This window comes from Pseudomonas synxantha BG33R, assembly GCF_000263715.2.
Classification (GTDB): Bacteria; Pseudomonadota; Gammaproteobacteria; order Pseudomonadales; family Pseudomonadaceae; genus Aquipseudomonas; species Aquipseudomonas synxantha_A.
In genome coordinates, this window is the sequence record NZ_CM001514.1 from 4,045,256 (window position 1) to 4,069,974 (window position 24,719).

Annotated in this window: 25 protein-coding genes and 1 pseudogene; 15 read left to right on the forward strand and 11 right to left on the reverse strand. The window is 62.3% G+C overall.

The features are described from left to right. The first annotated feature begins 84 nt into the window (after positions 1-84). The 8 genes from PSEBG33_RS09890 to hpaI all read left to right on the forward strand — a co-directional run bounded on the left by PSEBG33_RS09890 (position 85) and on the right by hpaI (position 7,370). Positions 85-750, forward strand: a complete 666-nt coding sequence (locus PSEBG33_RS09890; RefSeq protein ID WP_005789534.1) for a fumarylacetoacetate hydrolase family protein — start codon at positions 85-87, stop codon at positions 748-750. Then, positions 747-1,517, forward strand: coding sequence for a fumarylacetoacetate hydrolase family protein (locus PSEBG33_RS09885; RefSeq protein ID WP_005789535.1), 771 nt, complete (start codon positions 747-749; stop codon positions 1,515-1,517). Before PSEBG33_RS09890 ends, PSEBG33_RS09885 begins: the two co-directional genes overlap by 4 nt. A 5-nt stretch (positions 1,518-1,522) precedes the next feature. Next, positions 1,523-2,983: a 5-carboxymethyl-2-hydroxymuconate semialdehyde dehydrogenase gene (hpaE, locus tag PSEBG33_RS09880; RefSeq protein ID WP_005789536.1), complete on the forward strand. Its 1,461-nt coding sequence runs from the start codon at positions 1,523-1,525 to the stop codon at positions 2,981-2,983. Positions 2,984-3,121: 138 nt separating this feature from the next. Next, positions 3,122-3,979 (forward strand): 3,4-dihydroxyphenylacetate 2,3-dioxygenase, encoded by an 858-nt coding sequence (hpaD, locus tag PSEBG33_RS09875; RefSeq protein WP_005789538.1) that lies wholly within the window; start codon positions 3,122-3,124, stop codon positions 3,977-3,979. A gap of 15 nt (positions 3,980-3,994) precedes the next feature. Continuing rightward, complete coding sequence (locus PSEBG33_RS09870) at positions 3,995-4,387, forward strand: 5-carboxymethyl-2-hydroxymuconate Delta-isomerase (RefSeq protein ID WP_005789539.1); 393 nt, start codon at positions 3,995-3,997, stop codon at positions 4,385-4,387. A 46-nt stretch (positions 4,388-4,433) separates the two neighbouring features. Further along, the gene (locus PSEBG33_RS09865) at positions 4,434-5,738 is read left to right on the forward strand and encodes an MFS transporter (RefSeq protein ID WP_005789541.1); all 1,305 of its coding nucleotides are present in this window, start codon (positions 4,434-4,436) and stop codon (positions 5,736-5,738) included. Positions 5,739-5,749: 11 nt separating this feature from the next. Beyond that, positions 5,750-6,553 (forward strand): 2-oxo-hept-4-ene-1,7-dioate hydratase, encoded by an 804-nt coding sequence (hpaH, locus tag PSEBG33_RS09860; protein WP_005789542.1) that lies wholly within the window; start codon positions 5,750-5,752, stop codon positions 6,551-6,553. A 16-nt stretch (positions 6,554-6,569) separates the two neighbouring features. Further along, the gene (gene hpaI / locus PSEBG33_RS09855) at positions 6,570-7,370 is read left to right on the forward strand and encodes a 4-hydroxy-2-oxoheptanedioate aldolase (RefSeq protein WP_005789544.1); all 801 of its coding nucleotides are present in this window, start codon (positions 6,570-6,572) and stop codon (positions 7,368-7,370) included. 124 nt (positions 7,371-7,494) lie between these two features. Here the strand turns inward: hpaI and hpaR are convergent, their stop codons facing one another. Then, complete coding sequence (hpaR, locus tag PSEBG33_RS09850; protein WP_005789546.1) at positions 7,495-7,917, reverse strand: homoprotocatechuate degradation operon regulator HpaR; 423 nt, start codon at positions 7,915-7,917, stop codon at positions 7,495-7,497. 206 nt (positions 7,918-8,123) lie between these two features. On the opposite strand from hpaR, the gene PSEBG33_RS09845 reads away from it, so the two are divergent. Genes PSEBG33_RS09845 through PSEBG33_RS09825 form a run of 5 tightly spaced genes read left to right on the forward strand, consistent with a single transcriptional unit; the run spans position 8,124 to position 12,201 of the window. Continuing rightward, positions 8,124-9,422 carry an NAD(P)/FAD-dependent oxidoreductase gene (locus PSEBG33_RS09845; protein ID WP_005789547.1) on the forward strand — a complete coding sequence of 433 codons (1,299 nt, stop codon included), beginning with the start codon at positions 8,124-8,126 and terminating at the stop codon, positions 9,420-9,422. A gap of 42 nt (positions 9,423-9,464) precedes the next feature. Then, positions 9,465-9,830 (forward strand): cupin domain-containing protein, encoded by a 366-nt coding sequence (locus PSEBG33_RS09840; RefSeq protein WP_005789548.1) that lies wholly within the window; start codon positions 9,465-9,467, stop codon positions 9,828-9,830. An 11-nt stretch (positions 9,831-9,841) separates the two neighbouring features. Continuing rightward, positions 9,842-10,663: a molybdenum cofactor biosynthesis F family protein gene (locus tag PSEBG33_RS09835; RefSeq protein ID WP_005789550.1), complete on the forward strand. Its 822-nt coding sequence runs from the start codon at positions 9,842-9,844 to the stop codon at positions 10,661-10,663. Next, positions 10,656-11,459, forward strand: a complete 804-nt coding sequence (locus PSEBG33_RS09830; protein ID WP_005789551.1) for an SDR family NAD(P)-dependent oxidoreductase — start codon at positions 10,656-10,658, stop codon at positions 11,457-11,459. The genes PSEBG33_RS09835 and PSEBG33_RS09830 overlap by 8 nt, the downstream gene beginning before the upstream one ends. Then, positions 11,449-12,201 (forward strand): SDR family oxidoreductase, encoded by a 753-nt coding sequence (locus PSEBG33_RS09825; RefSeq protein WP_005789553.1) that lies wholly within the window; start codon positions 11,449-11,451, stop codon positions 12,199-12,201. The genes PSEBG33_RS09830 and PSEBG33_RS09825 overlap by 11 nt, the downstream gene beginning before the upstream one ends. A 143-nt stretch (positions 12,202-12,344) precedes the next feature. Here the strand turns inward: PSEBG33_RS09825 and feaR are convergent, their stop codons facing one another. The 3 genes from feaR to PSEBG33_RS09810 form a co-directional block, all read right to left on the reverse strand. Continuing rightward, positions 12,345-13,286: a transcriptional regulator FeaR gene (gene feaR / locus PSEBG33_RS09820; RefSeq protein ID WP_005789555.1), complete on the reverse strand. Its 942-nt coding sequence runs from the start codon at positions 13,284-13,286 to the stop codon at positions 12,345-12,347. A 115-nt stretch (positions 13,287-13,401) separates the two neighbouring features. After that, positions 13,402-13,968: a DUF3156 family protein gene (locus PSEBG33_RS09815; RefSeq protein WP_005789557.1), complete on the reverse strand. Its 567-nt coding sequence runs from the start codon at positions 13,966-13,968 to the stop codon at positions 13,402-13,404. After that, a complete protein-coding gene (locus tag PSEBG33_RS09810) occupies positions 13,931-15,430 on the reverse strand; it encodes an APC family permease (protein WP_005789559.1) in 1,500 nt (499 codons plus the stop codon). The genes PSEBG33_RS09815 and PSEBG33_RS09810 overlap by 38 nt, the downstream gene beginning before the upstream one ends. A 217-nt stretch (positions 15,431-15,647) precedes the next feature. On the opposite strand from PSEBG33_RS09810, the gene PSEBG33_RS09805 reads away from it, so the two are divergent. Then, positions 15,648-16,970 carry a hypothetical protein gene (locus tag PSEBG33_RS09805; protein ID WP_005789561.1) on the forward strand — a complete coding sequence of 441 codons (1,323 nt, stop codon included), beginning with the start codon at positions 15,648-15,650 and terminating at the stop codon, positions 16,968-16,970. Positions 16,971-17,002: 32 nt separating this feature from the next. On the opposite strand, the pseudogene PSEBG33_RS27530 reads toward PSEBG33_RS09805, so the two are convergent. Both PSEBG33_RS27530 and PSEBG33_RS09800 read right to left on the reverse strand, forming a co-directional pair. Beyond that, positions 17,003-17,476: pseudogene (locus tag PSEBG33_RS27530) on the reverse strand (flavin reductase family protein); the annotation flags it as partial. 58 nt (positions 17,477-17,534) lie between these two features. Beyond that, positions 17,535-18,704, reverse strand: coding sequence for a p-hydroxyphenylacetate 3-hydroxylase oxygenase component (locus PSEBG33_RS09800; protein ID WP_005789562.1), 1,170 nt, complete (start codon positions 18,702-18,704; stop codon positions 17,535-17,537). A 236-nt stretch (positions 18,705-18,940) separates the two neighbouring features. On the opposite strand from PSEBG33_RS09800, the gene PSEBG33_RS09795 reads away from it, so the two are divergent. Further along, on the forward strand, positions 18,941-20,428 hold the full coding sequence (locus PSEBG33_RS09795; protein WP_005789564.1) for an aldehyde dehydrogenase family protein: 1,488 nt from the start codon (positions 18,941-18,943) through the stop codon (positions 20,426-20,428). A 122-nt stretch (positions 20,429-20,550) separates the two neighbouring features. On the opposite strand, the gene PSEBG33_RS09790 is transcribed toward PSEBG33_RS09795, so the two are convergent. From PSEBG33_RS09790 to PSEBG33_RS09770, 5 genes are all read right to left on the reverse strand, one after another. Next, positions 20,551-20,955 carry a RidA family protein gene (locus PSEBG33_RS09790; RefSeq protein WP_005789567.1) on the reverse strand — a complete coding sequence of 135 codons (405 nt, stop codon included), beginning with the start codon at positions 20,953-20,955 and terminating at the stop codon, positions 20,551-20,553. Between the two features lie 299 nt (positions 20,956-21,254). Then, positions 21,255-22,187, reverse strand: a complete 933-nt coding sequence (locus tag PSEBG33_RS09785) for a pyridoxamine 5'-phosphate oxidase family protein (RefSeq protein ID WP_005789569.1) — start codon at positions 22,185-22,187, stop codon at positions 21,255-21,257. 79 nt (positions 22,188-22,266) lie between these two features. Continuing rightward, the gene (locus PSEBG33_RS09780; protein ID WP_005789571.1) at positions 22,267-23,151 is read right to left on the reverse strand and encodes a LysR family transcriptional regulator; all 885 of its coding nucleotides are present in this window, start codon (positions 23,149-23,151) and stop codon (positions 22,267-22,269) included. Beyond that, positions 23,151-24,071 carry a LysR family transcriptional regulator gene (locus PSEBG33_RS09775; RefSeq protein WP_005789573.1) on the reverse strand — a complete coding sequence of 307 codons (921 nt, stop codon included), beginning with the start codon at positions 24,069-24,071 and terminating at the stop codon, positions 23,151-23,153. The genes PSEBG33_RS09780 and PSEBG33_RS09775 overlap by 1 nt, the downstream gene beginning before the upstream one ends. 16 nt (positions 24,072-24,087) lie before the next feature. After that, positions 24,088-24,714, reverse strand: coding sequence for a glutathione S-transferase family protein (locus tag PSEBG33_RS09770; protein WP_005789574.1), 627 nt, complete (start codon positions 24,712-24,714; stop codon positions 24,088-24,090). Between the last annotated feature and the right edge of the window lie 5 nt (positions 24,715-24,719).

Here is a 24,719-nt window from a genome sequence, read left to right on the forward strand (position 1 = left end):
CTTGACGGTAGTTAACATATTAATTATAACGTTAACAACTTAACGAACTGCCTATGCAGCCGTCGTCACCGCCAGGAGAAACGCATGAGCCGTACCCTGCATGATGTTGCCAGCGGCACCCTGTTCGGCGTTGCGCTGAACTACCAGGGCCTGCTGGACCAACATCTCGCCGCCTTCGAGCAGGCGCCCTACCGGAAGCCGCCAACCAAACCGGTGTTGTTCATCAAGACGCCCAACACCCGCAATGCCCATGGCGGCACGGTGCTGCAGCCTGCGGGCGAGCGCCTGCAACCGGGCCCGGCGCTGGGCGTGGTGATCGGCCAACGCGCCAGCCGCGTCAGCCTGGACAATGCCATGGCCCATGTGGCCGGGTATGTGGTGGTCAACGAATTCAGCCTGCCGGAAGACAGCTACTACCGCCCTGCCGTCAAAGCCAAATGCCGCGATGGGTTTTGCGCCTTGGGCCCGCAAGTGATTGCCCGGGATCAAGTGGCCAACCCCAACGAGCTGGCCCTCAAGCTCTTCGTCAATGGCGAGCTGCGCCAGCAAAACTCCACCGCCCGTTGGGTGCGCGATATCCCGCAATTGATCGCCGAGATCAGCGAGTTCATGACCCTGCACCCCGGTGATGTGCTGATCACCGGTACTCCGGAGGGCCGCGTGGATGTGCAGCCGGGTGATCGCGTTGAAGTTGAAATCACTGGCGTCGGCCGCCTGCTCAATATCGTTCAGGCGGAGGCACTGGCATGAAGCGCGCACGTATCCGTTTTGAAGGTCAGGTCCATGCCGTGCAGGTAGACAACGATTACAGCGTGCGCCTCAGCGATGGCCGGCGGCTTGCCGAAGATCAGGTGCAATGGCTGCCGCCCGCCACCGGCAACATGTTCGCCCTGGGCTTGAACTACGCCGATCACGCCGCCGAACTGGCCTTCACACCGCCAACCGAACCGCTGGCCTTTATCAAGTCGGTCGGCACCTACACCGGCCACCGCCAGGTCACCTGGCGCCCGGACAACGTCGCCTATATGCACTACGAGTGCGAACTGGTGGCGGTGATCGGCAAGACCGCGCGCAACGTCAAGCGCGCCGACGCCCTGGACTACCTGGCCGGTTACACGGTGTGCAACGACTACGCGATCCGCGACTACCTGGAAAACTACTACCGCCCCAACCTGCGGGTTAAAAACCGCGACGCCACCACCCCGGTGGGCCCCTGGATCGTCGACGTGGCCGATGTGCCCGACCCAGGCAACCTGAAGTTGCGCACCTGGATCAACGGCGAGTTGCGCCAGGAAGGCAGCACCCAAGACATGATTTTCGATATCCCCTACCTCATCGAATACCTGTCCAGCTTCATGACCCTGCAACCCGGCGACATGATCGCCACCGGCACGCCCGAGGGCCTGGCCGATGTGGTGCCGGGCGATGAAGTGGTGGTGGAAGTCGAAGGTGTAGGCCGCCTGGTCAACCGTATTGTCAGTGAGACGGAGTTTTTCTCCGTGCGCAAAGAGGCTTGAACACCATGATCAAACACTGGATCAACGGCCGTGAGGTCGAGAGCAAAGACGTATTCATCAACTACAACCCCGCCACCGGCGAGGCCATCGGCGAGGTCGCCAGCGGTGGTGCCGATGAAGTCGCACAAGCCGTGGCGGCGGCCAAGGCGGCGTTCCCCAAGTGGGCCAACACCCCGGCCAGGGAGCGCGCACGCCTGATGCGCAAGCTGGGTGAACTGATCGAACAGAACGTGCCACGCCTGGCCGAGCTGGAGACCCTCGACACCGGCCTGCCGATCCACCAGACCAAAAACGTGTTGATCCCACGGGCTTCGCACAACTTCGACTTTTTCGCCGAAGTCTGCACCCGCATGGACGGCCACAGTTATCCGGTGGACGACCAGATGCTCAACTACACCCTGTACCAGCCGGTAGGCGTGTGCGGGTTGGTGTCGCCATGGAACGTGCCGTTCATGACCGCCACCTGGAAGACCGCGCCGTGCCTGGCGCTGGGCAATACCGCCGTATTGAAAATGTCGGAGCTGTCGCCACTGACCGCCAATGAACTGGGACGCCTGGCGGTGGAAGCAGGGATCCCCAACGGCGTGCTCAATGTGATCCAGGGCTACGGCGCCACCGCTGGTGATGCACTGGTACGCCACCCGGATGTGCGGGCGATTTCCTTTACCGGCGGCACCGCCACCGGCAAGAAAATCATGCAGACCGCCGGCCTTAAAAAGTACTCCATGGAGCTGGGCGGCAAGTCGCCGGTGCTGATTTTTGAAGACGCCGACCTGGAACGCGCCCTCGACGCCGCACTGTTCACAATCTTCTCCCTGAACGGCGAGCGTTGCACCGCCGGCAGCCGGATCTTTATTCAGGAGAGCGTCTACCCGCAATTTGTCGCCGAGTTCGCGGCGCGGGCCAAGCGCCTGATCGTGGGCGACCCGCAGGCCCCCAAGACCCAGGTCGGTTCGATGATCACCCAGGCCCATTACGACAAGGTCACCGGCTACATCAGGATCGGCCTGGAGGAAGGTGCCACACTGCTGGCCGGCGGCCTGGAGCGCCCGGCCAACTTGCCGGCGCACCTGAGCCGCGGCCAGTTTATCCAGCCGACGGTGTTTGCCGACGTGAACAACCGGATGCGCATCGCCCAGGAAGAAATCTTTGGTCCGGTGGTGTGCCTGATCCCGTTCAAGGACGAAGCCGAAGCGCTGCAACTGGCCAACGACACCGAATACGGGCTGGCGTCCTATATCTGGACCCAGGACATCGGCAAGGCTCACCGCCTGGCGCGCGGTATTGAGGCGGGCATGGTATTTATCAACAGCCAGAACGTGCGTGATTTGCGTCAGCCCTTTGGCGGGGTGAAAGGCTCGGGCACCGGGCGCGAGGGTGGCCAGTACAGCTTTGAAGTGTTTGCCGAGATCAAGAACGTGTGCATTTCCATGGGCAGTCATCACATTCCGCGCTGGGGCATCTGAAGCACGCATTACCTGTAGGAGCGAGCTTGCTCGCGAAGCACCCACAGGCACCGCTGGCTACCTGAAGCACTGCGTTATCGTTGACCTTTTTCGCGAGCAAGCTCGCTCCTACAAGAATAAATATTCAGGAGAATCATCATGGGCGAAGTGGTTCTGGCAGCGAAGATCTGCCACGTACCGTCGATGTACCTGTCGGAACTGCCCGGCAAGCATCACGGCTGTCGCGAAGCGGCGATTGCCGGGCACAAGGAAATCGGCCGGCGCGCCCGCGAACTGGGGGCCGATACCGCCGTGGTGTTCGACGTGCACTGGCTGGTCAACAGCGGTTACCACGTCAACTGCGGCGAACAGTTCCAGGGCACCTACACCAGCAACGAGCTGCCGCACTTCATCAAGAACATGGATTACGCCTACCCCGGCTGCCCCGAGTTGGGTGAGCTGATCGCCGCCGAAGCCAACCTGGCCGGCGTGCGCAGCATGGCCCATAACATCCCGAGCCTGGAGCTGGAATACGGCACGCTGGTGCCCATGCGTTACATGCACATGGGCGTGCCCGAGGATGAAAAATTCAAGGTCATTTCCATCGCCGCCTGGTGTGCCTGGCATCGCCTGGAAGACAGCTTCGCCTTTGGCGCCGCCGTGCGCCGGGCCATCGAAAAGAGTGACCGCAAGGTGCTGGTGCTGGCGTCCGGCTCGTTATCCCACCGCTTTTCCGACGACCGCCAGGCTGAAGCGAATATCCACAACTGGACCCGCGAATTCGACAAGCAGATGGACCTGCATGTGGTGGACATGTGGAAACAAGGCCGCTTCAAAGAGTTCTGCGCAATGCTGCCGGACTACGCCGAACACTGCTTTGGCGAAGGCAAGATGCACGACACCGCCATGCTTCTGGGCCTGCTGGGTGGGCCGGACTACGCCAAGCCGGCCGAGATCATCACGCCGCCGTTCGGCAGTTCGGGCACCGGCCAGATCAACGCGATTTTCCCGCTGTAGCTTTGGGAGAAACCTATGCCGCACTTTATCGCTGAGTACACCGACAACCTTGAACCTCAGGCCGATTTGCCTGGCCTGTTTGAAAAAATCCACCGCGTGCTGGGCGACAGTGGCGTGTTTCCGTTGGGCGGCATCCGTAGCCGTGGTGTGCGCCTGGACACCTGGCGCATGGCCGACGGCAAGCATGACTACGCCTTCGTGCACATGACCCTCAAGGTCGGCCACGGCCGCGACCTGGCCACGCGCCAGGCAGTGGCCGAAGCGGTGTTCGCGGTAATCACCGCGCACTTCGCCCAATTGCAGGCGCAGCGGTTGTTGGCGCTGTCGTTCGAGATGGTCGAGTTGCACCCACAGCTCAACTTCAAGCAGAACAATGTGCATGCGTTCCTGAATAACGCGGCGGGATAAAAACCTGCCCTCCCCTCACGGCCACTCAGACAAAAAGTACAACATCATGAGCACAGCCCACTCCACTGCAAGCCTGCGGCTTGCCGAGCACGACCGCACCCATCGTTTGGTGACCTGGCGCCTGATGCCCTTGTTGCTGGTGTGTTACCTGTTCGCCCACCTGGACCGTATCAACATCGGCTTCGCCAAGATGCAGATGAGCCACGACCTGCAGTTCAGCGACACGGTGTACGGCTTTGGCGCCGGGCTGTTTTTCATTGCCTACGCGCTGTTTGGCGTGCCCAGCAACATGGCCCTGGACCGGGTCGGGCCACGGCGCTGGATCGCCTGCCTGATGGTGGTGTGGGGCCTGCTCTCCACCGGCATGTTGTGGGTGGAAAGTGCTAGGGGCTTCTACGTGCTGCGCTTTTTGCTGGGGGTGGCCGAGGCCGGGTTTTTCCCGGGGATTCTGGTGTTTCTGAATCGCTGGTACCCGGCGCGGCGACGCGCCCAGGTCACCGCCTTGTTTGCCATCGCAGTGCCCATGGCCGGGGTGTTGGGCGGGCCGATTTCCGGGGCGATCCTGGAGAACTTCCACGACGTGGGCAGCCTGCGCGGCTGGCAATGGATGTTCCTGATCGAAGGTGCGCCCGTGGTGCTGCTGGGGCTGGTGGTGCTCAAGTGCTTGCCGGACAGTTTCGAAGTGGTGCACTGGTTGAGCAGCGAACAAAAACAGCAACTGCGCACCCAGTTGAGCAACGAAGAACAGCGCAAGACCATCACCTCGTTCAGCGGCATCCTGCGAGATCCGCAAGTGTGGCTGCTGGTGGCCGTGTACTTTGCGGTGATGCTGGCGGTCAACACCCTGGCCTTCTGGATGCCAAGCCTGATCCACGGCGCCGGTATCGGCCGCGACAGCCAGGTCGGCTTGCTCAGCGCCGTGCCGTACCTGGCCGGTTGCTTCTTCATGCTCGGCTGTGGGCGCTCGTCCGATCGCCACCGCGAGCGTCGCTGGCATTTATGCGTGCCCCTGCTGATGGCCGCTGTCGGCATTGCCGTCGCGGGCCTGGCGCCCGGCAATGCGCTGCTGGTGATGAGCGGGTTGGTGGTCGCCGGCATGGGCGCCAGCGCGGCGCTGCCGATGTTCTGGCAACTGCCGCCGGCGTTTCTTTCCAACACCACTCAAGCCGCAGGCATCGCCATGATCAGCTCGTTCGGCAGCATCGCCGCGTTCCTCGCCCCCTACCTGATCGGCTGGATGCGCGACGCCACCCAGAGCGCCAGCCTGGCCCTGTACGTACTCGCCCTGTTTATCGCCCTCGGTGGCCTGCTGGTGCTGCGCACTCAGGCCGCCATCGTCAACCCACACTAGAGACCGTTGCCATGCTCGACTCCCAGCAAATCCTCGCGGCCGCCGCCCACCTGGACCGCGCCGAACGCAGCCGCGAACAGGTACGTCAGTTTTCCCTCGACTATCCCGCCATCACCCTCGAGGATGCGTACGCCATCCAGCGCGAATGGGTCGCGCAAAAGATCAAGGGTGGGCGCACGCTCAAGGGCCACAAGATCGGCCTCACTTCACGAGCCATGCAGGTGTCGTCGAATATCACCGAGCCCGATTACGGCGCCCTGCTCGATGACATGTTTTTCGACGAAGGCAGTGATATTCCCTTCGAACGCTTCATCGTGCCGCGTGTGGAAGTGGAACTGGCGTTCATCCTCGGCAAGCCGCTCAAGGGCCCGAACTGCACGGTGTTCGACGTGCTCGACGCGACCGAATGGGTGATCCCGGCGCTGGAAATCATCGACGCACGCATCCAGCAGGTCGACCCACAGACCAACGCCACCCGCAAGGTGTTCGACACCATCTCCGACAACGCCGCCAATGCCGGCGTGGTACTCGGTGGCCGGGCTGTGCGCCCCACCGAGATCGACCTGCGCAAAGTGCCGGCGGTGCTGTATCGCAATGGCGTGATCGAAGAGTCCGGCGTCTCGGCGGCAGTGCTCAACCACCCGGCCAAGGGCGTGGCGTGGTTGGCCAACAAGCTGGCGGCGCATGACGTCACCTTACTGCCTGGCCAGGTGATTCTCGGCGGCTCGTTTACCCGCCCGGTGGCGGCCCGCCCCGGGGATACCTTCCACGTCGACTACGACCTGCTCGGTTCGATCGCCTGTCGCTTCGTCTGAACACTGGAGGATTGTCATGGACATGCCTGTCAACCGCTTCAAACAACGCCTGCACAACGGCGGGGTGCAGATCGGCCTGTGGCTTGGCCTCGCCAATGCCTATAGCGCCGAGTTGGCCGCCAATGCCGGTTTCGACTGGCTGTTGATCGACGGCGAACATGCGCCCAACCACCTGCAGGGGATGCTTGCGCAATTGCAGGCCATCGCGCCCTACCCCAGCCAGGCGCTGATTCGCCCCGTGGTCGGCGACACGGCATTGATCAAGCAACTGCTGGATATCGGCGCGCAGACGCTGCTGGTGCCCATGGTCGAAAGCGCTGCCCAGGCCCAAGAACTGGTGCGCGCCCTGCGCTACCCACCCCAGGGTATTCGCGGCGTCGGCAGTGCCCTGGCCCGTGCTTCGCGCTGGAACAGCATCACCGACTACCTCGACCAGGCCGATGCGCAGATGTGCCTGCTGGTGCAGATTGAAAACCGCGAGGGCCTGGCCAATCTGGACGCTATCACCGCCGTCGAAGGGGTGGACGGTGTGTTCATCGGCCCGGCGGACTTGAGTGCGGCCATGGGGCATCGCGGTAACCCCGGGCATCCTGAAGTGCAGGCGGCGATTGAAGACGCCATTGTGCGCATCGTTCAAGCGGGCAAGGCGGCGGGGATTCTCAGTGCGGATGAACGCCTGGCGCGGCGCTATATCGAACTGGGCGCAACGTTCGTGGCGGTGGGGGTGGATACCACGGTGTTGATGCGCGGGTTGCAAAGCCTGGCCGGGAAGTTCAAAGACGTACCGGTGGCTGCCAATACCGGTGGTGTCTACTGAGATCCAATGTGGGAGCTGGCTTGCCTGCGATAGCGGTGTATCAGCGACAAATAAGCCAGCTGACCCGACGCTATCGCAGGCAAGCCAGCTCCCACAGTTGACCGGCGGTGGTTCAGTCATTAGTTCAGCGCTTGATGTTCTTCAAGTCATCCAGCAACCCCAGCAAGGTCTGGAATTTCTCTTCGCCAAGCTGATCCTGCAAACGCTGGTAATTGGCCTCCATGCACTGGCTCATGGACTCGAAACTCGCCTTGCCCTTGTCCGCCAAAGTAATGAGCACCCGGCGCTGGTCCTGTTCGGCCTTGCGTCGGTGCACCATGCCGGCGGCTTCCATGCGCACCAGCACGCCGGTCATGCTCGGCTTTAGGATGCACGCCAGTTCCGCCAGTTGGTAAATCTCCAGCTCACCGTGCTGTTCGAGGATGCGGATGATGCGCCATTGCTGTTCGGTCAGGCCGTGTTCATTCAGGGACGGGCGGAAAAAACTCATCGCGGCCTCACGCGCTTGCAGCAAGGCCAGGGTCAGGGATTGTCGAGGTTTGGACATAGGATCAGGGTCACGAAGTATTTAGTTAATAATTTAACGAAACTCTAACATTCCCCGCCAGCGAGCGCGCTATAACTTGTGTGTGCCCTCGCCCGTGGCGCGCTGAATCAAAAACCCGGGCACGCAGGATCAAGACTTCCAGCCCGTCAGGGGCCCTAATGGAGGCATCCGCTTTAGCGCCTTCCTTCACTTTTTCAGGCTGCGCCATGATCAATATCGAAACCCCCACCTATTACACCGCCACCAAGAAATACAACCTCAGTTTCCCCACCCTGGAGCAAGACATCGACGCGGATGTCATGGTGATCGGTGGCGGCTTTTCAGGGATCAACACCGCGCTGGAACTGGCGGAAAAAGGCATCACCAATATCGTGGTGCTTGAAGCGCGCTACCTGGGCTTTGGTGGCACCGGCCGCAACGGCGGGCAGATCATGGCGGGCATCGGCCATGACCTGGAGAAGATCAAGAAGGACGTGGGCGAAGACGGGCTGCGCCAGGTGTTCGAGATCAGCGACCTGGGCGCCGATATCATCAAGAACCGCATCGCCAAGTACAACATCGATGCCGATTTCTGCCACGGCTACGGCTATATGGGCTTCAACGCCCGCCAGGAAAAAACTCTGCGCGCCTGGGAGAAGGACTTCAAGTCGGTCAACAGTCAGCATGAAATCCGCTTTCTCGGCGGCTCGGATGTGCAGCAGATCATCGGTTCCAACGCCTACACCAGTGCGCTGCTGCACATGGGCGGCGGGCATGTGCATTCGCTGAACCTGCTGTTGGGCGAGGCCACCGCGCTGGCCGGCCATGGGGTAAAGATCTTTGAGAACAGCCCGGCCCTGGAGGTCAGCTACGGCGAACGCATCACCGTGCGCACCGGGCGCGGTTCGGTACGCGCCGGCAAGTTGCTGTGGGCCTGTGACAGCTTTCTCAACAAACTCGAACCGGAACTGCACCGCTCGACCATCAACACCTACGCTTTCCAGATGATGACCGAGCCGTTGTCCGAAGAATTGATCCAGCGCATCAGCCCGATCCGTGGCGCCTACAGCGATATCCGCCCGGTGATCGACTACTACCGCGTAACCAATGAAAACCGCCTGCTGTTCGGCGCCGCGACGCCTTTGGTGGAGCATATTCCCGGCGACCTGAAAGCCTGGAACCGCCACCTGATGCTGAAGATTTTCCCCTACCTCAAGGACGTGAAAATCGACCTGGCCTGGGGCGGCCCGATGGCGTGCAGCCCGAATCTGTTCCCGCAGATCGGCACCTTGCCGGGGCGCAGCAACGCGTTTTTCGTGCAGGGCTATTCAGGCTTTGGCGTCACGCCCAGCCACATCATCTGCAAGGTCCTGGCCGAAGGCATGAGCGAAGGCTCGGCGCGCTATGACCTGGTCAGCTCGATCCGCCGCCCGACCATCATCGGCAAGGACGCAATTCGCCCTCTGCTGCTGACGGCGGGCAAATCCTGGCACCAATTGTCCGGCTACTGGAACGGGCGTCGCTAACCCCTACAAAAAATAATGTTGTATTTATCAGGAGCAATTGCCATGACCCTTACTGCTATCAAACATAACGTCCAGCTGTCGGAACTCGATGCCTGGGGCACCGTGGCCGACCTCGGCTCGCAGATCCTTGAAGGCGAGGTGCGCGCCTTCGGCAAGATGACCTTCGGCGCCCCCACCGATGCGGTCAGCAGCGCCTATTTCGGCACCACCCGGGGCAAGTTCCGCATGGTCTACCCCTTCGCCGAACAAGCTACCGTGGTCACCGGCGAGGTGATACTCACCGATGAGTCCACCGGCCAGTCCAACCGCTACAAGGCCGGTGACAGCTGGTTTGTGACCAAGGGCACGCCGGTGCTGTGGGAAGTGGTCAGCGAGAGTTTCGTCAAACACTACTTCGCCGTCGTTTAAGGAGCCTTGCCATGAGCACTTCTTCTGACTGGATCACCGTGGGCGCCCTGGCCGACGGTTTTGCACCCGAGGCGTTCATTCTGCCAAACCTTGCCGACCTGGCCGGCCAGACCTTCACCTTGCACTTCGCCAATGGCTGGCAGATCGAACACCGTTTCGAGCAGGAGCGCCTGGCCTGGCACGCTGCCGATGGTCACTCCAGCGGCAGCGCAGCCTACCGCGCCAGTTCGATTCGCCCGGGTCTGTACCTGGTGGATTTCATCAAGCACGAGGCCGGGCAAAGCTGGTCGATCAGCCTGGTGCTGGACACGCCGAATGCGTCGTTTACCGCCGTGATTGGCCGTCTGCCGGATCAGGCAGAGACCCATGAAGGGCTCTATCACCGCGCCCTGGCCGGCAAGCCGCTGACCTCGGTGCACGCCGACTTCCTCCACGGCAGCCTCGACCGGCCCTGGCAGGAGGGCCATTGCCTGCACGCTCCCACCGACGAACTGGTGGGCCTGCGCAACCACTACCGCTACAGCCCCAGCGAGGTCTACGAGCACATCTACCTCAACCCGCAGTTCTACGCCTGGCAATGCCTTGAGGGTGTGGAGAAAGGCTTGTGCGACACCGACCGCTGCCATTACTACAAGATCGCCGAGCAGCTGTACCTGTTCGTCTGGCAGGAGAAGATCGTGCCCACCCTCGGCCTGGTGCTGATCGACCTGCAACAACACCGCAGCGACGGCAAGATCTTCGGCTACGCCGGGGCATCCTTCGACGCGCTGTCGAACTTCCCGATCAGTTCCTATTGCCAGGTGCTCAACCGCACGGAGTACCCCCGTGACTGAGCCGCGCACGGTGGTGATCACCGGGGCCGGTACCGGCATCGGCGCCGCCTGTGCCCGGCTGTACGCGCAGGAAGGCGCACGGCTGGTACTGATCGGCCGGCGCCGCGAGCCATTGGAACAGGTAGCGCAGGCCAGCGGCGGCCTGATCCTGGTGGGCGATGCCGCCTGCCCCGACACCTGGGAGGGCTTTATCCGCGAGATTCACGCCCACTACGGGCGTATCGATGTGCTGCTGGCGTGTGCCGGCGGTCATGGCCTGGGCAGCGCGACCCAGACCAGCCCGTCTACGTGGGAAGCGGCGCTGCGCAGTAATCTGGACAGCGCGTTCTACAGTGCCCGCGCCTGCCTGCCGCTGTTGCAGGCAAGCGCCGGCAGTGTCGTGCTGATCGGCTCCATCGCCTCGCTCGCGGCGGGGCCCGAGGTGTGCGGCTACACCACGGCCAAACATGCGTTGCTCGGGCTCAATCGCTCGCTGGCACGGGACTACGGCCCCCACGGCGTGCGCGTGAACGCGGTGTGCCCGGGCTGGGTGCACACGCCGATGGCCGATGCCGAGATGCAGCCGTTGATGGAAGCGTACGGCGACACCTTGCAGCAGGCGTACGAGCGCGTGTGTGCCGATGTGCCGCTGCGCCGCGCCGCCCGGGCCGAAGAGATCGCCAAGGTATGCCGCTTCCTGGCCAGCGACGACGCATCGATCATTACCGGGGCGACCTTGTTGGCGGACGGCGGGTCCAGCATCGTCGACGTGCCGACTCTGGCGTTTACGCGCCTGGAGCCTGCCCATGCCCAATGACCTGGATTTCAGCGGCCAAGTCGTGCTGGTCACCGGCGGCGCCCAAGGGATTGGCCTGGGCATCGTCCAGGCCTTTGCCCAACGCGGTGCGCGGGTGGTGATTGCTGATCGCCTGCTGGAACAAGCTGAAAGGGTGGCCGCTGGGTTGTGCGCGCAGGGCTACCAGGTCGAGGCCGTGGGCGTTGACCTGGCGCAAGCCGAGGCGGTATTCGCCTGCGTTCAAGGGTTGGCGCAACTGGATATTGTGGTGCACAACGCCGGGTATTTTCCGCTGACAGCCTTTGCCGACATCACCCCGGCGATCTTGCAACGCACCTTGGCGGTGAACCTCTCGGCGCTGTTCTGGCTGACCCAGGCGGCGTTACCGATGTTTCGTGAGCAAGGCCGGGGTTGCGTGCTGGTGACGTCTTCGGTCACCGGCAACCGGGTGGGTTATCCGGGGCTGAGCCACTATGCGGCGTCAAAGGCTGGGGTGAATGGGTTTATCCGCAACGCGGCGTTGGAACTGGCGCCGTTGAATGTGCGGGTCAATGGCGTGGAACCGGGCATGATCGCCACGCCGGCGATGAGCAACCTGGGCGATGCCGCGCTGAATGAGAGCATCGCCAGCCGTGTGCCACTGGGGCGTTTGGGCGCGGCTGCGGATATTGCCGGCGCGATGCTGTTTCTGGCTTCTGACCTGGCTGGCTATATCACCGGGCAGACCTTGGTGGTCGATGGTGGCTCCACCCTGCCCGAATAACGGGGACCCATGTGGGAGGGGGCTTGCTCCCGATAGCGATGGTTCAGTCAAATATCCAATGGCTGACACACTGCTATCGGGAGCAAGTCGAATCGTCGCACCGCCCCTCCCACATTGGATTTCCTGCAGCCTGAAGGATCTGTTTATGCCCCCACCGCCTGCAACCGGCTGGAGCGAAAATCCTTGGGCGACACCTCGAACTGCTTCTTGAACGAACGGCTGAAGTGCGCCGAGTCGGTAAAGCCCCACTTGTAGGCAATCGAGGTGATCGACTCGCTACGCAGGAAGGGGTTGGTCAAGTCGTCCGCACTGCGCTTGAGCCGTGCGCGCTGGATGTAGCGGCAGACGCTGTCGTCCTGCTCCTCGAACAAACGGTACAGGTGCCGCACCGAGATATTCAGGCGGTTGGCCAGGCCAATCGGGCTCAGGCCAGGCTGGCCCAACGACTCATCAATGACCTTTTGCACATAGCTGCGCAGATTATTGCCCTGCAACGCAGCAACGCCCTCGCGGCACTCATCGCCCTGCTCCAGCGCCGAGCCCAGCAGCGACACAAAGGCCGCCTGCAGCGCGTCCACTTGCGTGGCGTCGTCATCAGTGTCGTCCTTGCACAGCTGATCCATCAACACATGCAACATACGCCCACAGGCTTTGGTCGAGGAGATCTTGCCGAACGCCAGCGCCTGGCCGCCCAGGTGCTTGCACACCTCGGTGCGCGGCAACGACAGCGAGGCATGTTCGATCAAACCAAAGGGGGTGATTTCGATGGAGCCCACCGAGTCCATCAACAGCATCTCGCCGGGCGCCAGTTGCACGGTCTGCTCGTTCTGGGTGATCTGCGAATAGCCGCTGCGCTGGCTGACCAGGAAGCACTCCTGGTCATTGTCGTGATCGGCGTGGTGCGTCGGGCGTTTGATCAGCCCGGCATTGGTGCGCAGGATGGCCAGGCCACGGGGCAAATTGTGGATCTCGCCAATAAACAGCGAACGGTTGAAGGCCAGTTCGGTATCGAAGTGGCCACACGCGGCGCGCAGTTCGCGGTTCCAGCTGTCGAGCCCGTCGGGTGCATGCTGTGGGATGCTCATGGGGGTGTCTCCGCAGTGGCGTTCTTTTTGTTGTTCTGATGCAATAGTTAACATGTTATCTATATGCACGCAACAACAACCTGTTTGCCCTTTGCAGAAGCACTAATGATGCCAATCACAGCGTCGACAGCGCCCGCTTGATACCCGCCAACGCCGCCAGTAAATGGTTGCGTTGCTCAGGGCTTACAGCAATGTAACGCCGAAACGCAGGCATCCGGTTGACCACCTCACTCCCGCCCATATGTTCCAGGCGCACACACCATTGCCGGTCCTTGAGATCAATGCGCAGGCGCTTGAAATCCAGCGGCATCAGCGCCTGGAACAACCCGCTGTCGGCCAGCAAACGCGCCTGTAGCTCACACGCCAGAGCCTGGCTGCCGGAGCGCCGGCGCACGCGGATACCGTTGCGCCGAATAGCGCCGCCATGGTGCACCTCGAAGCTGCCAGCGCCACTCGCTGAAGCCGGTACGCGCAGGACGCACTCGGTCAGCACCAGGTGCATCAACAACTGCGACTCGGTGCGCTCGACAATCTCGAAGTTCACACCGTCCACTTCAAGCGTCGCCAGGCCCAGATCACGCCGCAAGCGCGCCAGGGTCACCCCAGGTCGATAACCGCTCGGTGCACGGTCTGCGCTGAACAGCTCACACAGTTTTTGCCGCAAAGTCGTTATAACCATCATGGGCAGGCCCCGGTTCATGACTGAATTCCTTGGCCAACACCTCCTCGACGCAGGCTGGCTTGAAGGGGTTGACCTTCTGCACCACCAGGGTCCAGAACAACGCATAGGTGGCGGTCACGCCGAGCATCACCCCAAACGGCACATAAATGTCGGCCGGGTTCATGCCGGGCGGGGTGATAAACCACATGCCCAGCAGGATGCCGATGCTGGAGACGATCTGCGGCAGCGGGAACCACGGCGAGCGATAGGCCCTGGGCAGGTCCGGACGGCGAATGCGCAGGATCACCACCGACAGCGTCACCAATAGGTAAGCAAAACTCCACGCGCACACCGCCGCCAGCACCAGGTGCATGATGTTGTCGGTATTGCCGCCCAGGTACAGCGCGTGCAGGCACGGGATCAGCATCGCCACCAGAATGCACAGCAACGGCGTCTTGAAGCGCGGGTGCAGATAGGTGAACACCTTCGGCAACGCGCCATCCACCGCCATGCCGTAGAGGATACGCGGCACACCGGCCATCAAGGTATTGATGGTCGCAGCACCGGCGAAGAGAAAACCGATACCCAGCCACAGCGGCCCGATCTGCCCCATCACCTGCTCGGCGAACCGGGGGATGGCCATGGGTGTGTCCAACAGGTGCACGCCGGAGGCGGCGTCGAGCACCACGTTTTCTACCTGGCGTTTCATCGCAGCGCCATAGATAAACATGCACGTCGCCACGCCCATCAGCCCGAGCATCATCGCCCGTGGCATGATCTTGGCCGATTGGCGCAGGTCCGGGGCCAGCGGGGTAACGAACTCGCAACCGACGAACATGAACATCGCCATGCCCACCAGCGACAGCACGGTGACCAGGTCGGTGCCCACCAGTGATTCCCCGAACCAGCCATCCAACTGCACCGCTGGCGCGGCGATCAGGCCCAGCACACCGAACACCATCAGGGTGGTCCACATGCCGAACGTGAGGATAATCTCTGCGCGGCCAAAGGCGCTGACCCCGAAAGCATTCAGCACCCCGAACACCAGCACGAACCCCACGCCCAGCAACCACGAGCCGCCGGCCGATTCTGCCAGGGTATTGAGGTGTTCGAAGTTCACCAGCGCCATCACCCCGGCGAGGATGGTTTCGGCAGTGCCGGCGAACACATGCACGATCAGATACGCCGACAGGGTGCCGGTGATCGCGAAGAACCGGCCCATGCCGCAATTGATGTAGTCGTACACCGAACCGGTGGTGGGCAGCATCGACGCGGCCTCGGCGAAGGTGGTCGCCTGGGCCAGCATCATCACCACGGCGATCAGCATCGCCAGGGCAAAGGCGCTGCCGCCAATGCCAAAACCCATGGTGGCGGTGAGGATCACCGGGCTTGCCATGATCAGCCCGATGGTGCTGGCCAACGCGGTGGGGAAACCTACCGTGCCTCGGTTGAGGTGCGCGGTGAGTCGGTCGTTGATCGACATGGTGGGGTCCTCGAAAGCGGTTTTTTTAGTGTGTCGGCACTCTGCGCCCCACCTGGCTCGATCGTCTTGCCCCTGTCTGCCGAAGGTTTTGTTGCTGCCTGCCACGGCGTATCGCCTGGCGGCCAGGGTCAACTGTCTGGCACGCATATGAAAGACTTGACCTGCGACCGCTCGCCCTAATGCGCCCTCACTCTTAACCAAGATGGGGACAATAACAATGGAGCACACACTGAAAAACCGCCGCCTGCGCCAGGCGGTCGGCCTGGGCATTGCACTGCTGGTCGGCCGCGCCCAGGCCATCGAGTTGTATGCCGATACCGACACCCAGGTCACCGGCAACTTCCTCGCCGTCTACGGCCTGTTCAACAGCCCGAAGAACTACGATGGCCGCAGCGGCGGCTCCACCTGGCGCGAGGGGTTCATCAAGTACGGCCTGAGCGTCGAGCAGAGCCTGGGCAAACTGGGCGGCGTATACGGCACGGCGAACCTGGTGAGTTCCGGCACCTGGGGCGACGGCGATGCGTCGGGGTTGACCAACGGCACGGAGCGCACCACCAAGTTTGACGAAGCCTTCGCGGGCTGGCGCTCCGGCGAGCTGTTCCCGGCACTGGGCACAGACGGTGTAGACCTGTCGTTCGGCCGCCAGGTCATCATGCTGGGCGACGGTTTTATCATCAACGACGACGGCCCCAACCTCGGCAATGGCGTAGGCGACGGCGAGTTCAATCGCGGCGGCGCCTACTACATTGCCGCGCGCCATGCCTTCGACAAGACTGCGGTGATTCGCCTGGGTGGCAAGGACGGCGTGCATGGCAGCCTGATGTGGATCAAGTCCGACAACCGCGCCCAAGCCAGAACCGAAATGGCTGCGGGCACCCTGGAATACAGCGCCGCCCCGGGCACCCTGGGGCTCACCTATATACACGGGATCGACGTGGATGAGCGTTTCGCTACCGACCTGCAACGCCAGCGCAAAGGCATGAACCTCTACAGCCTGCGCGGTGCCGGCAGTGCCGGCATCAACAACGCCCACTTCGCCTTCGAACTGGCCCGCCAGGACCGCCGCGACAGCCAGCAGAACGCTGGGTACGCCGAAGCCGGCTACACCTTCGCCGACCTGCCCTGGTCGCCGGACCTGACCTACCGCTACGCCCGTTATTCAAAAAACTGGGACGGCATGTTCGCAGGCTTCAACCGCGGCTATGGCACCTGGGTACAGGGCGAAGTGGCGGGCAACTATTCCGGCCCCTACAACAGCAACACAGCGGTGCAACACGTGGCGCTCAAGGTCAAGCCGCTGGAGAACCTCACCCTCGGCGCATTGTTCTTCGACTACAACACCGTCAGCACTCGCGGCCAGTTGAACCTCGATGGCCGCGAACTGGACCTGTACGCCGAATGGGCGGTGAACGAGCACCTGATCATCACGCCGTTGCTGGGCCTGTACAAACCCGACAAAGATGCCGACACCGGCGGTAACCAGGTCGGCGGCAGCGGTACCAATGTCTACAGTCAGCTGGTGGTGGCCGTACCGTTCTGAACCGTCTCGGGCGCGCACGGAGGCAGCGCCCGCACCTCGGCATAGGCGCCTTGATGATAGAGCAGCGGCGCACGGCCAAAGTCGTCGAAGGCCACCACCTTGCCGATCATGATCCAGTGGTCGCCGCCATCGATCTGCTGGTATTTCTCGCAGTGAAAGCGCGCCGAGCAATCGGCGAACACTGGCGAGCCGCCCTCACCCGGCTCGTATTCGATCAGGGCGAAGCGGTCTTCACGGGGGCGCGCAAAGTTGTTGGACAGGTGCACCTGGTCCGCCGCCAGCACATTCACCGCAAAATGACTGGCCTCCTCGAACACTGCATGGCTGTTGGAGCGCTTGTCGATGCTCCACAGCACCAGCGGCGGGTCGAGGGACACCGAGTTGAAACTGTTGGCGGTCACGCCGACCTTGCGCCCGGAAGCGGTGGCGGCAGTGACCACCGTCACACCGGTGGCGAAGTTGCCGAGGGCGCGGCGAAAGGCCCGTGGGTCGAAAACGTCAGACATGCAAGACTCCCGGGTGGCCGCTCGTGGCCGCCCTTATTGTTATGGGTGATAGACGCGGCTACACCATGCTCGGGTCGGGCTCCAGCCCCATCAGCTCACGGCCGAGGATCTGCGCGCACACGTCGTAGTCGGTATAGGCATGGGCGCCTGTCATATGGGAATCGCGGAACAGGCGCTGCATCTCGTTGTGCTCGAACCAGGCATTCCCGCCCGCAGCGGCGAACAGGCGGTCTACCGCGTCGATGCACATCTTGGTGGCGTAACCCTGATTGGTGCGCCAGAACGCCAGGGTTTCCCGCGTGGGGTAACGGTGGGCGGCGCTGTGTTCGGCGTGTTCCTGCCAGGTTTTTTCCAGGAACGCCCGGGCGGCGGCCACCTGGTGGGTGGACTCGGCCAGGCGCATCAACGCCGGGGTGGCTGCGCCGACGGCGGCGCCGGTGTAGGCGCGCACCCGCGTCCTGGTTTTTTCGCGAAACACCTCAAGCATACGCTCGGCCACACCGAGGCTGACGGTGGAGAAGCCACTGGCGAAATAGGGCCGATACGGCGCATAGAAAATCTGGCTGTCGGGGTAGAGGCCAAAGCCTGCGGACTTGCCTTCCATCATATCCTTGGCCTTCTGGATACGGTGTTCGGGCACCCAGGCGTCGTCGATGATCAGGGTCTTGGTGCCGCTGCCCTTCATGCCGGCCGCAAACCAGTCGTCACGAATCTGATAGTCACTGCGCGGCAACACAGCAAAGCAGTAATCCTGGGTGCCTTCGGCGTTCTGGCGACGGCAGCCGACAATCGCCCACTCGCCATGGTCACAGCCGCTGCTCCAGCCCATCTCACCGCTGAAGTACACCCCGCCCTCGCCCTCGGTCACCCGACCGAACGGTGCAATACTGCTGCTGGCCGTGGCATCCGGGTTGGCACCCCAGATTTCCTGCTGCAACTGGGCCGAGAACAGCGCCAGTTGGTGGCTGTGAGTACACAACAAGCTCATGGCCCAGGCGGTACTGGCGCAACTGCCGGCGAGCAAGGCGATGCAGTCGGCGAATTCGGGCAGCGTCAGTTCCAGGCCGCCGAAGGCCTTGGGCTGAAAGGCACGGTGCAGACCGATGCTTTTGAGCAGGGCGATATTTTCATCCGGTACCTGGCGCAGTTGCTCGGCACGGCTGGCATTCGCGGCAATGGCCGGCAAAAGGGGTTTGAGGTCTTCAAGGAGCGGGTTTGGCTTTTTCATGGACGGCCCTGCTTATTATTGGAAGTCCGACAGGCGTTCAGGATTGCGGAACGGCGCTGGATGCAGGGCCAGTATCGAACGGGCCGTGCAGGCGGGAAATGCACGTTCGGCAGGCAAGCTTGTACTTTTCACAGGCGCGGCAGGCACAGGCATAAAACCTGGCAGGCACAGTCAAGCCGCTTATCGGTGCGTTGGTTACCCTCGGGTTTTCTTTTGTGAACTGCCAGGAACCTGCCATGAGCGATATCCCGTTGCTGCCTCAAGTCGAAGCCTTTTTGCGTCGCCGCCATGGGCTGTTTATCGACGGTGTCAGCGTGCGCAGCCACGCCGATCAAACCCTGAACGTCATCAACCCTGCCACCGGGCAGGTAATCGCCGAAGTGGCCGACGCTGACCTGGCGGATATCGACGCCGCGGTCGCTTGCGCCAACCGTGGTTTCCAGCAATGGTCCCAGGCCGCGCCCGCGATCCGCGGCAACGTGCTACTCAAACTGGCCGATCTGCTGGAACAGCACCGTGAAGAACTGGCGCAGATCGAAACCTGCCAGTCGGGCAAGATCATCCAGATCTCCCGCGCCTTCGAGGTCGATCAGGCCGCGCATTTCCTGCGTTACTACGCCGGCTGGGCCACCAAGCTCAGCGGCCAAACGCTGACCCCATCACTGCCGTCGTTCAATGGCGAGCGCTACACCGCCTTTACCCTGCGCGAGCCGGTGGGCGTGGTGGTTGGCATCGTGCCGTGGAATTTCTCGACCATGATCGCCATCTGGAAACTCGCCTCGGCGCTGGTGACCGGCTGCAGCATCATCATCAAGCCCAGCGAATTCACGCCGCTGACCCTGCTGCGCATCGCTGAACTGGCCATCGACGCCGGGCTACCGGCGGGTGTGCTGAATGTGCTGACCGGCGGCGGACATGTCGGCAAGGGGCTGGTGGAACACCCCGGCACCCATAAAGTGTCCTTCACCGGCTCAGTGCCCACCGGCATCGCCGTCGGCCGCAGCGCCATGGGCGCCGGCCTCACCCGTGCAACCCTGGAACTGGGTGGCAAGAATGCCGCCGGCTTCCTGCCCGATATGGACGTGGACAAGGCAGTGGACGGCATCATCGAAGCGGGCTTCTTGCATTCGGGGCAAATCTGCGCGGCGGCCGAACGCTTTTTCGTGCACCGCTCGCAAATCGACGCCGTGCTGGAAAAACTCAAGACGCGCCTCGGCCGCCTGAATATCGGCTCACCGCTGGACGAACACACCGAATTCGGCCCGGTCACACACCAGCAGCACCAGCACAAACTGCTCGGCTACTTCAACCAGGCTCGCGCCGAAAACAACACGATCATCCACGGCGGCCACCTTATCGACCGGCCTGGTTGCTACGTCGAACCCACGGTGATCCTCGCCAACCACCTGCACGACACCCTGCTCAATGAGGAAACCTTCGGCCCTATCGCCACCTTCCTGCCCTACGATGACGAAGAAGAACTGCTGGCGCTGATGAACCACGGGCCCTACGGGTTGAGCGCCAGCCTGTGGACCAACGACCTGGGCAAGGCCCTGCGCATGATCCCGGCGATCAAGGCAGGCACCTTGTGGGTGAACATGCACACCTTGCTCGACCCGGCAGTGCCGTTTGGTGGGTGCCGGTCTTCGGGGGTTGGGCGGGAGTTTGGCAGTGCGTTTATTGAGGATTACACCGAGCTCAAGTCGGTGATGATTCGGTATTGATTGGGGGGGTAGTGCACATCTGGTTTGGTGTACACCGCCCCCTCCCACATTTGGATCGCATTGCATCAGTGAGATAGCTGTCTTTGTCAGCCACTACTTGCTGCTTTCAAAAAAGCACTCGCCTAACTGAACGGAACCACCGCCTCTGCCTCCACCTCGATCAACCATTCCGGCAACGACAACCCACTGACCATAATCCACGAAGACGGCGGCGGGTTGTGTGCGAAGCGCTGACGCAGAGCCTCAGCAATCGGCTCCTGCTGATCTCGTGCAGTTTCGACGATATACAACCGCAGCATGATCACATGGGACAGATCGCCCCCCACCTCGGCCAGCACTTTTTCGACATTGTCCAATGCCGTGGCCGTCTGCTCGGCAATGCCTGGGCCCACCGTGCGCTCTTGAGCATCCACGCCCACCTGCCCGGAAAGCATGATCCGCCGACCATCCGGCACTTCCATGGCCTGGCTGAAACCGTATTGCAGGGAGTTGAATACCGTCGTGGGATTAATAACCTTTCGTTGCATGACCAATCCTTGTTTGTCAGTAGGAAGACAAGGCTAACCCAGAGAAACTGCCCACACTGACGGTTCAACATCCAGCAACATGTTCATGGATGAAGCGCTGGCCTGATGAATAAACGCAAATTCAACAAGCAATGACGTTCCTATGTGGGAGGGGGCTTGCTCCCGATGAGGTAGTGTCAATCAATACATCTGTGACTGACCCACCGCCATCGGGGGCAAGTCGAATCGTCGCACCGCCCCTCCCACATTTTGATCTCACTGCATCAGTGAGGTAGCTGTGCCTGGGAGCGCGGGCCAGGCTACCAGGTGCCCATCGTCAGGCTGTGCGGTGAAAACTCTGCGAACTGCCAGCGCAGTGCCAAGGCTGCCGGACGGCGGACCACGTGCTCCACCGTCACCGTCCACAAGCGCTGCGCGCCCTCAAACTCGGCCACTGGCGGCCCGCTGAGAATCAACGATGTACGCCCCGCCACTTGCAGCACGTCGCCCGTCTCAAAATCCACAAACAGCAACCCCGCTACCGGGTTGGCGTGCAGGTTACCGAGGGTGTTGAAGAACAGGTTGCCGGCAAAATCGGGAATGGTCAGCACGTTGCCTTCTACCCGCACAAACCCCGTGTTGCCGCCGCGATGGGAAACGTCCACCGAGCGTTCGCCGTGCTGGTCCACGTAGCTGGCGACGAAGAAGGTGTCAGCGTTGCGGATCAGCGTTTGGGCGGCGGCGTCCAGGCTGGTGCTGCGCTCCGCTGTATCGCCAGGTTTGCGCGCAATCCCAGCGACAGGCCGCAGTTGGATGTACTTGGGGCAGTTGCCGAAGGTGTGCACCACGTTCACCGCAAAGCCGTCATGATCCAGCGCTCCGATCCGACCGTTCATGCGGTTGCGACGCCGGGTGCCGAGGTCGATGCCCAGCAGGCCAACGGACGCGCCACGAGTGATGCCAGCCCAGGCCGGGTCGCTTCTGGCGGGCAGGCTGTCGATTTGCAGCGCCTGTGGATCCGGTGAATGGGCAAACCCTGGCGCGCCCTCCAGCATGGTCGCCCAGGGGATACCCTGTTCGTCCACCACACCCAGAATGAGGTAAGGCAACAACGGATAAAAATCACGATGCTGCTCGGGCAAATAATCACGAATGACCTTCGGCCCAATCATGGCCATGCGTTCGGCGACGCCTGCACTTTCCTGCAATTGCCGTTCGCCGACATGCCAAGGGGATTGTTCGATCGAGTTCATGGCGATCACCTCTGGTTGGATAACCGAATGCTGCGCCTACCCAACCCTGCAGAGAATGCCCACCCTGGGCAATCCACTATTACGCCAACTGAAATGCCGGATGTTCGCGCAACGCGGTGACGCAGTAGTCGACAAAACTGCGCACGCGCATCGGCGCATGGCGGCCTTCGCGGTAGATCACATGCACCGGCAGCGGCGGCATTTCAAAGGCCGGCAAGACACGACGCAGTTGGCCATTTATGAGGTGATCATGAACCGGATAACTGAGGCAACGAATCACCCCCGCGCCCTGCACCGCCGCATTGATCGCGCCTTGGACCGTGGCGCAACTGAGGCGGGCGCGGGCGTTGAGGGTGTAATGCAGGAAATCCCATCGCAGCGCTTCGGCGCTGGCAATCAGATGATGTTGCTTGAGGTCGGCCGGATGCCGGGGCTCGCCTTTGGCCGCCAAATACGTGGGGCTGGCGCACAGCAGGGTGCGCACCTGGCCGACCTGCCGTGCAATCAGCGACGAGTTGGGCAGCTCACCCACCCACACCGCCACGTCAAACCCCTCTTCGTGCAGGTTGGGGTAATAGTCGTGGTAGTTAGCAGTGACACGCACCGCCGGATAGCGATCCATGTAGCCGGCCAGCAATGGCGCCATGACATAGCGACTGAACAACAACGGCAGGCATATCCGCAGGTTGCCCTGGGCGTGCACATGGGCGCCGTTGGCCGAGGCTTCGGCCGCATCCACCGCTGCCAGCAGGCGTACACAGTCGGCAAGATAAGCCTGGCCTGCATCGGTGAGGTTGACCCCGCGTGTGCTGCGCTGCAGCAACACCACCCGCAGGCGTGCCTCCAGGCGCGCAACCGCACGTACCAGGGTCGGGCCGGAGACCTGGGCACGGCGTGCCGCCGACGCCAGGCTGGGTTGCCCGGCCAGCGCGACAAACAGCTGCATATCGCGAAAGCGCTCCATCAGGTGCGCCGCTTCGTCGCCGGGTTCAGGGCCGGGTCCTGCCCGAGGCGATGGCTTAAGAAATCCACAAAGGTATTGACCTTGGCCGGTATGCGACCGTTTTGCTGGAACACCACGTGGATCGGCAGCGGCGCCGGTTCGAAAGCCTCCAGCACCAGCTCCAGCTCACCCGCCGCCACCGCTGCCGCCACCTGATAGGACAGCACCCGCGTCATGCCCCAGCCCAGCCGCGCCAGGTTGATCGCGGCATTATTGGCCGTGACGATCAGGCGTGGCTCAATGGGTACCTTGAGTGGCCGCCCGGCGTCGACGAACGTCCATTCACTGACCAGTTGGCTGGACGATGAGGAGACGATCCTGGCTTCCCGCAATTGCTCAGGCCGCTGCGGGCGCCCATGTTGGTCCAGATAAGCCGGCGATGCGCACACCACCCGGCGCACTTCGCCGACCTTGATCGCCTGCTGCCCGGGTTCGTGCAGATGGCCGATACGCACCGCTACATCGACGCCTTCATCGGCCATATTGACCACACGGTCGACCAGCAAGGCACTGATGTTCACCAGGGGGAACTGGTCCAGGTACTCCCCCAGCACAGGCGCCACATACAGCTCGCCAAACAGCACCGGTGCGGTCACTGTCAGGTGACCGCCGGGGATGGAGTAACTGCCCGCTGCCGCTTCCTCGGCCTCTTCCAATTCGGCGAGGATGCGCCGGCAATCTTCCAGGTAACGCTGGCCGGCTTCGGTCAGGTGCAGGCTGCGCGTGGTGCGCGCCAGCAGTTGCGTACCGATGCGCTGCTCCATAGCGGCAATGGCGCGGGTCACGCTGGGTGGCGAGGTCTTCAGGCGGCGCGCAGCAGCGGCAAACCCCTCCTCCTCGGCCACCGCCAGGAACACCTGCATTTCATGAAATCGGTCCATCGGCATCCCTTGATCGTTACTGTGATTGCAGCCCCACCGCCGTGCGCGGCATAGCGATAAACCCCGGCAAGGCTTCGATACTGGCAAGCCAGGCACGCACCTCAGGGTAGTCGGCCAGCGACACGTTGCCTTCCGGCGCATGGGCCACGTAGGTGTAGAACGCGATATCGGCAATGCTTGGCTGATCGCTGGCCAGAAAGCGGCTCTCGCCCAGCTGCTGCTCCATCACGTTCAGCAGGGCATAGGCTCGGTTGATCGCGCTGACAGTGTCCACCTCGGCGCCAAACACCGTGGCCAAGCGCGCCGTGGCGGGCCCAGCATGGAGTTGACCAGCGGCGGCTGAGAGCCAGCGTTGGACCCGCGCTTGCCCGATGGGGTCGCTTGGCAACCACTGCCCTTTGCCATAGGTACTGGCAAGGTAGACCAGAATCGCATTGGAGTCGGCCAGCACAGTGCCGGCGTCGTCGATCACCGGCACCTGTCCGAAGCTGTTGAAGTTGGCGATGAACGCAGGTGCTTTGTGAGCGCCTTGTTTGAGGTCCACGAGGATGAATTCAGTCGGCAGATCCAACAGGGACAACATCAGCTCGACTCTGTGGGAGTGGCCAGACAAGGGAAAACCATACAGTTTGATAGCAGGCATGAAAG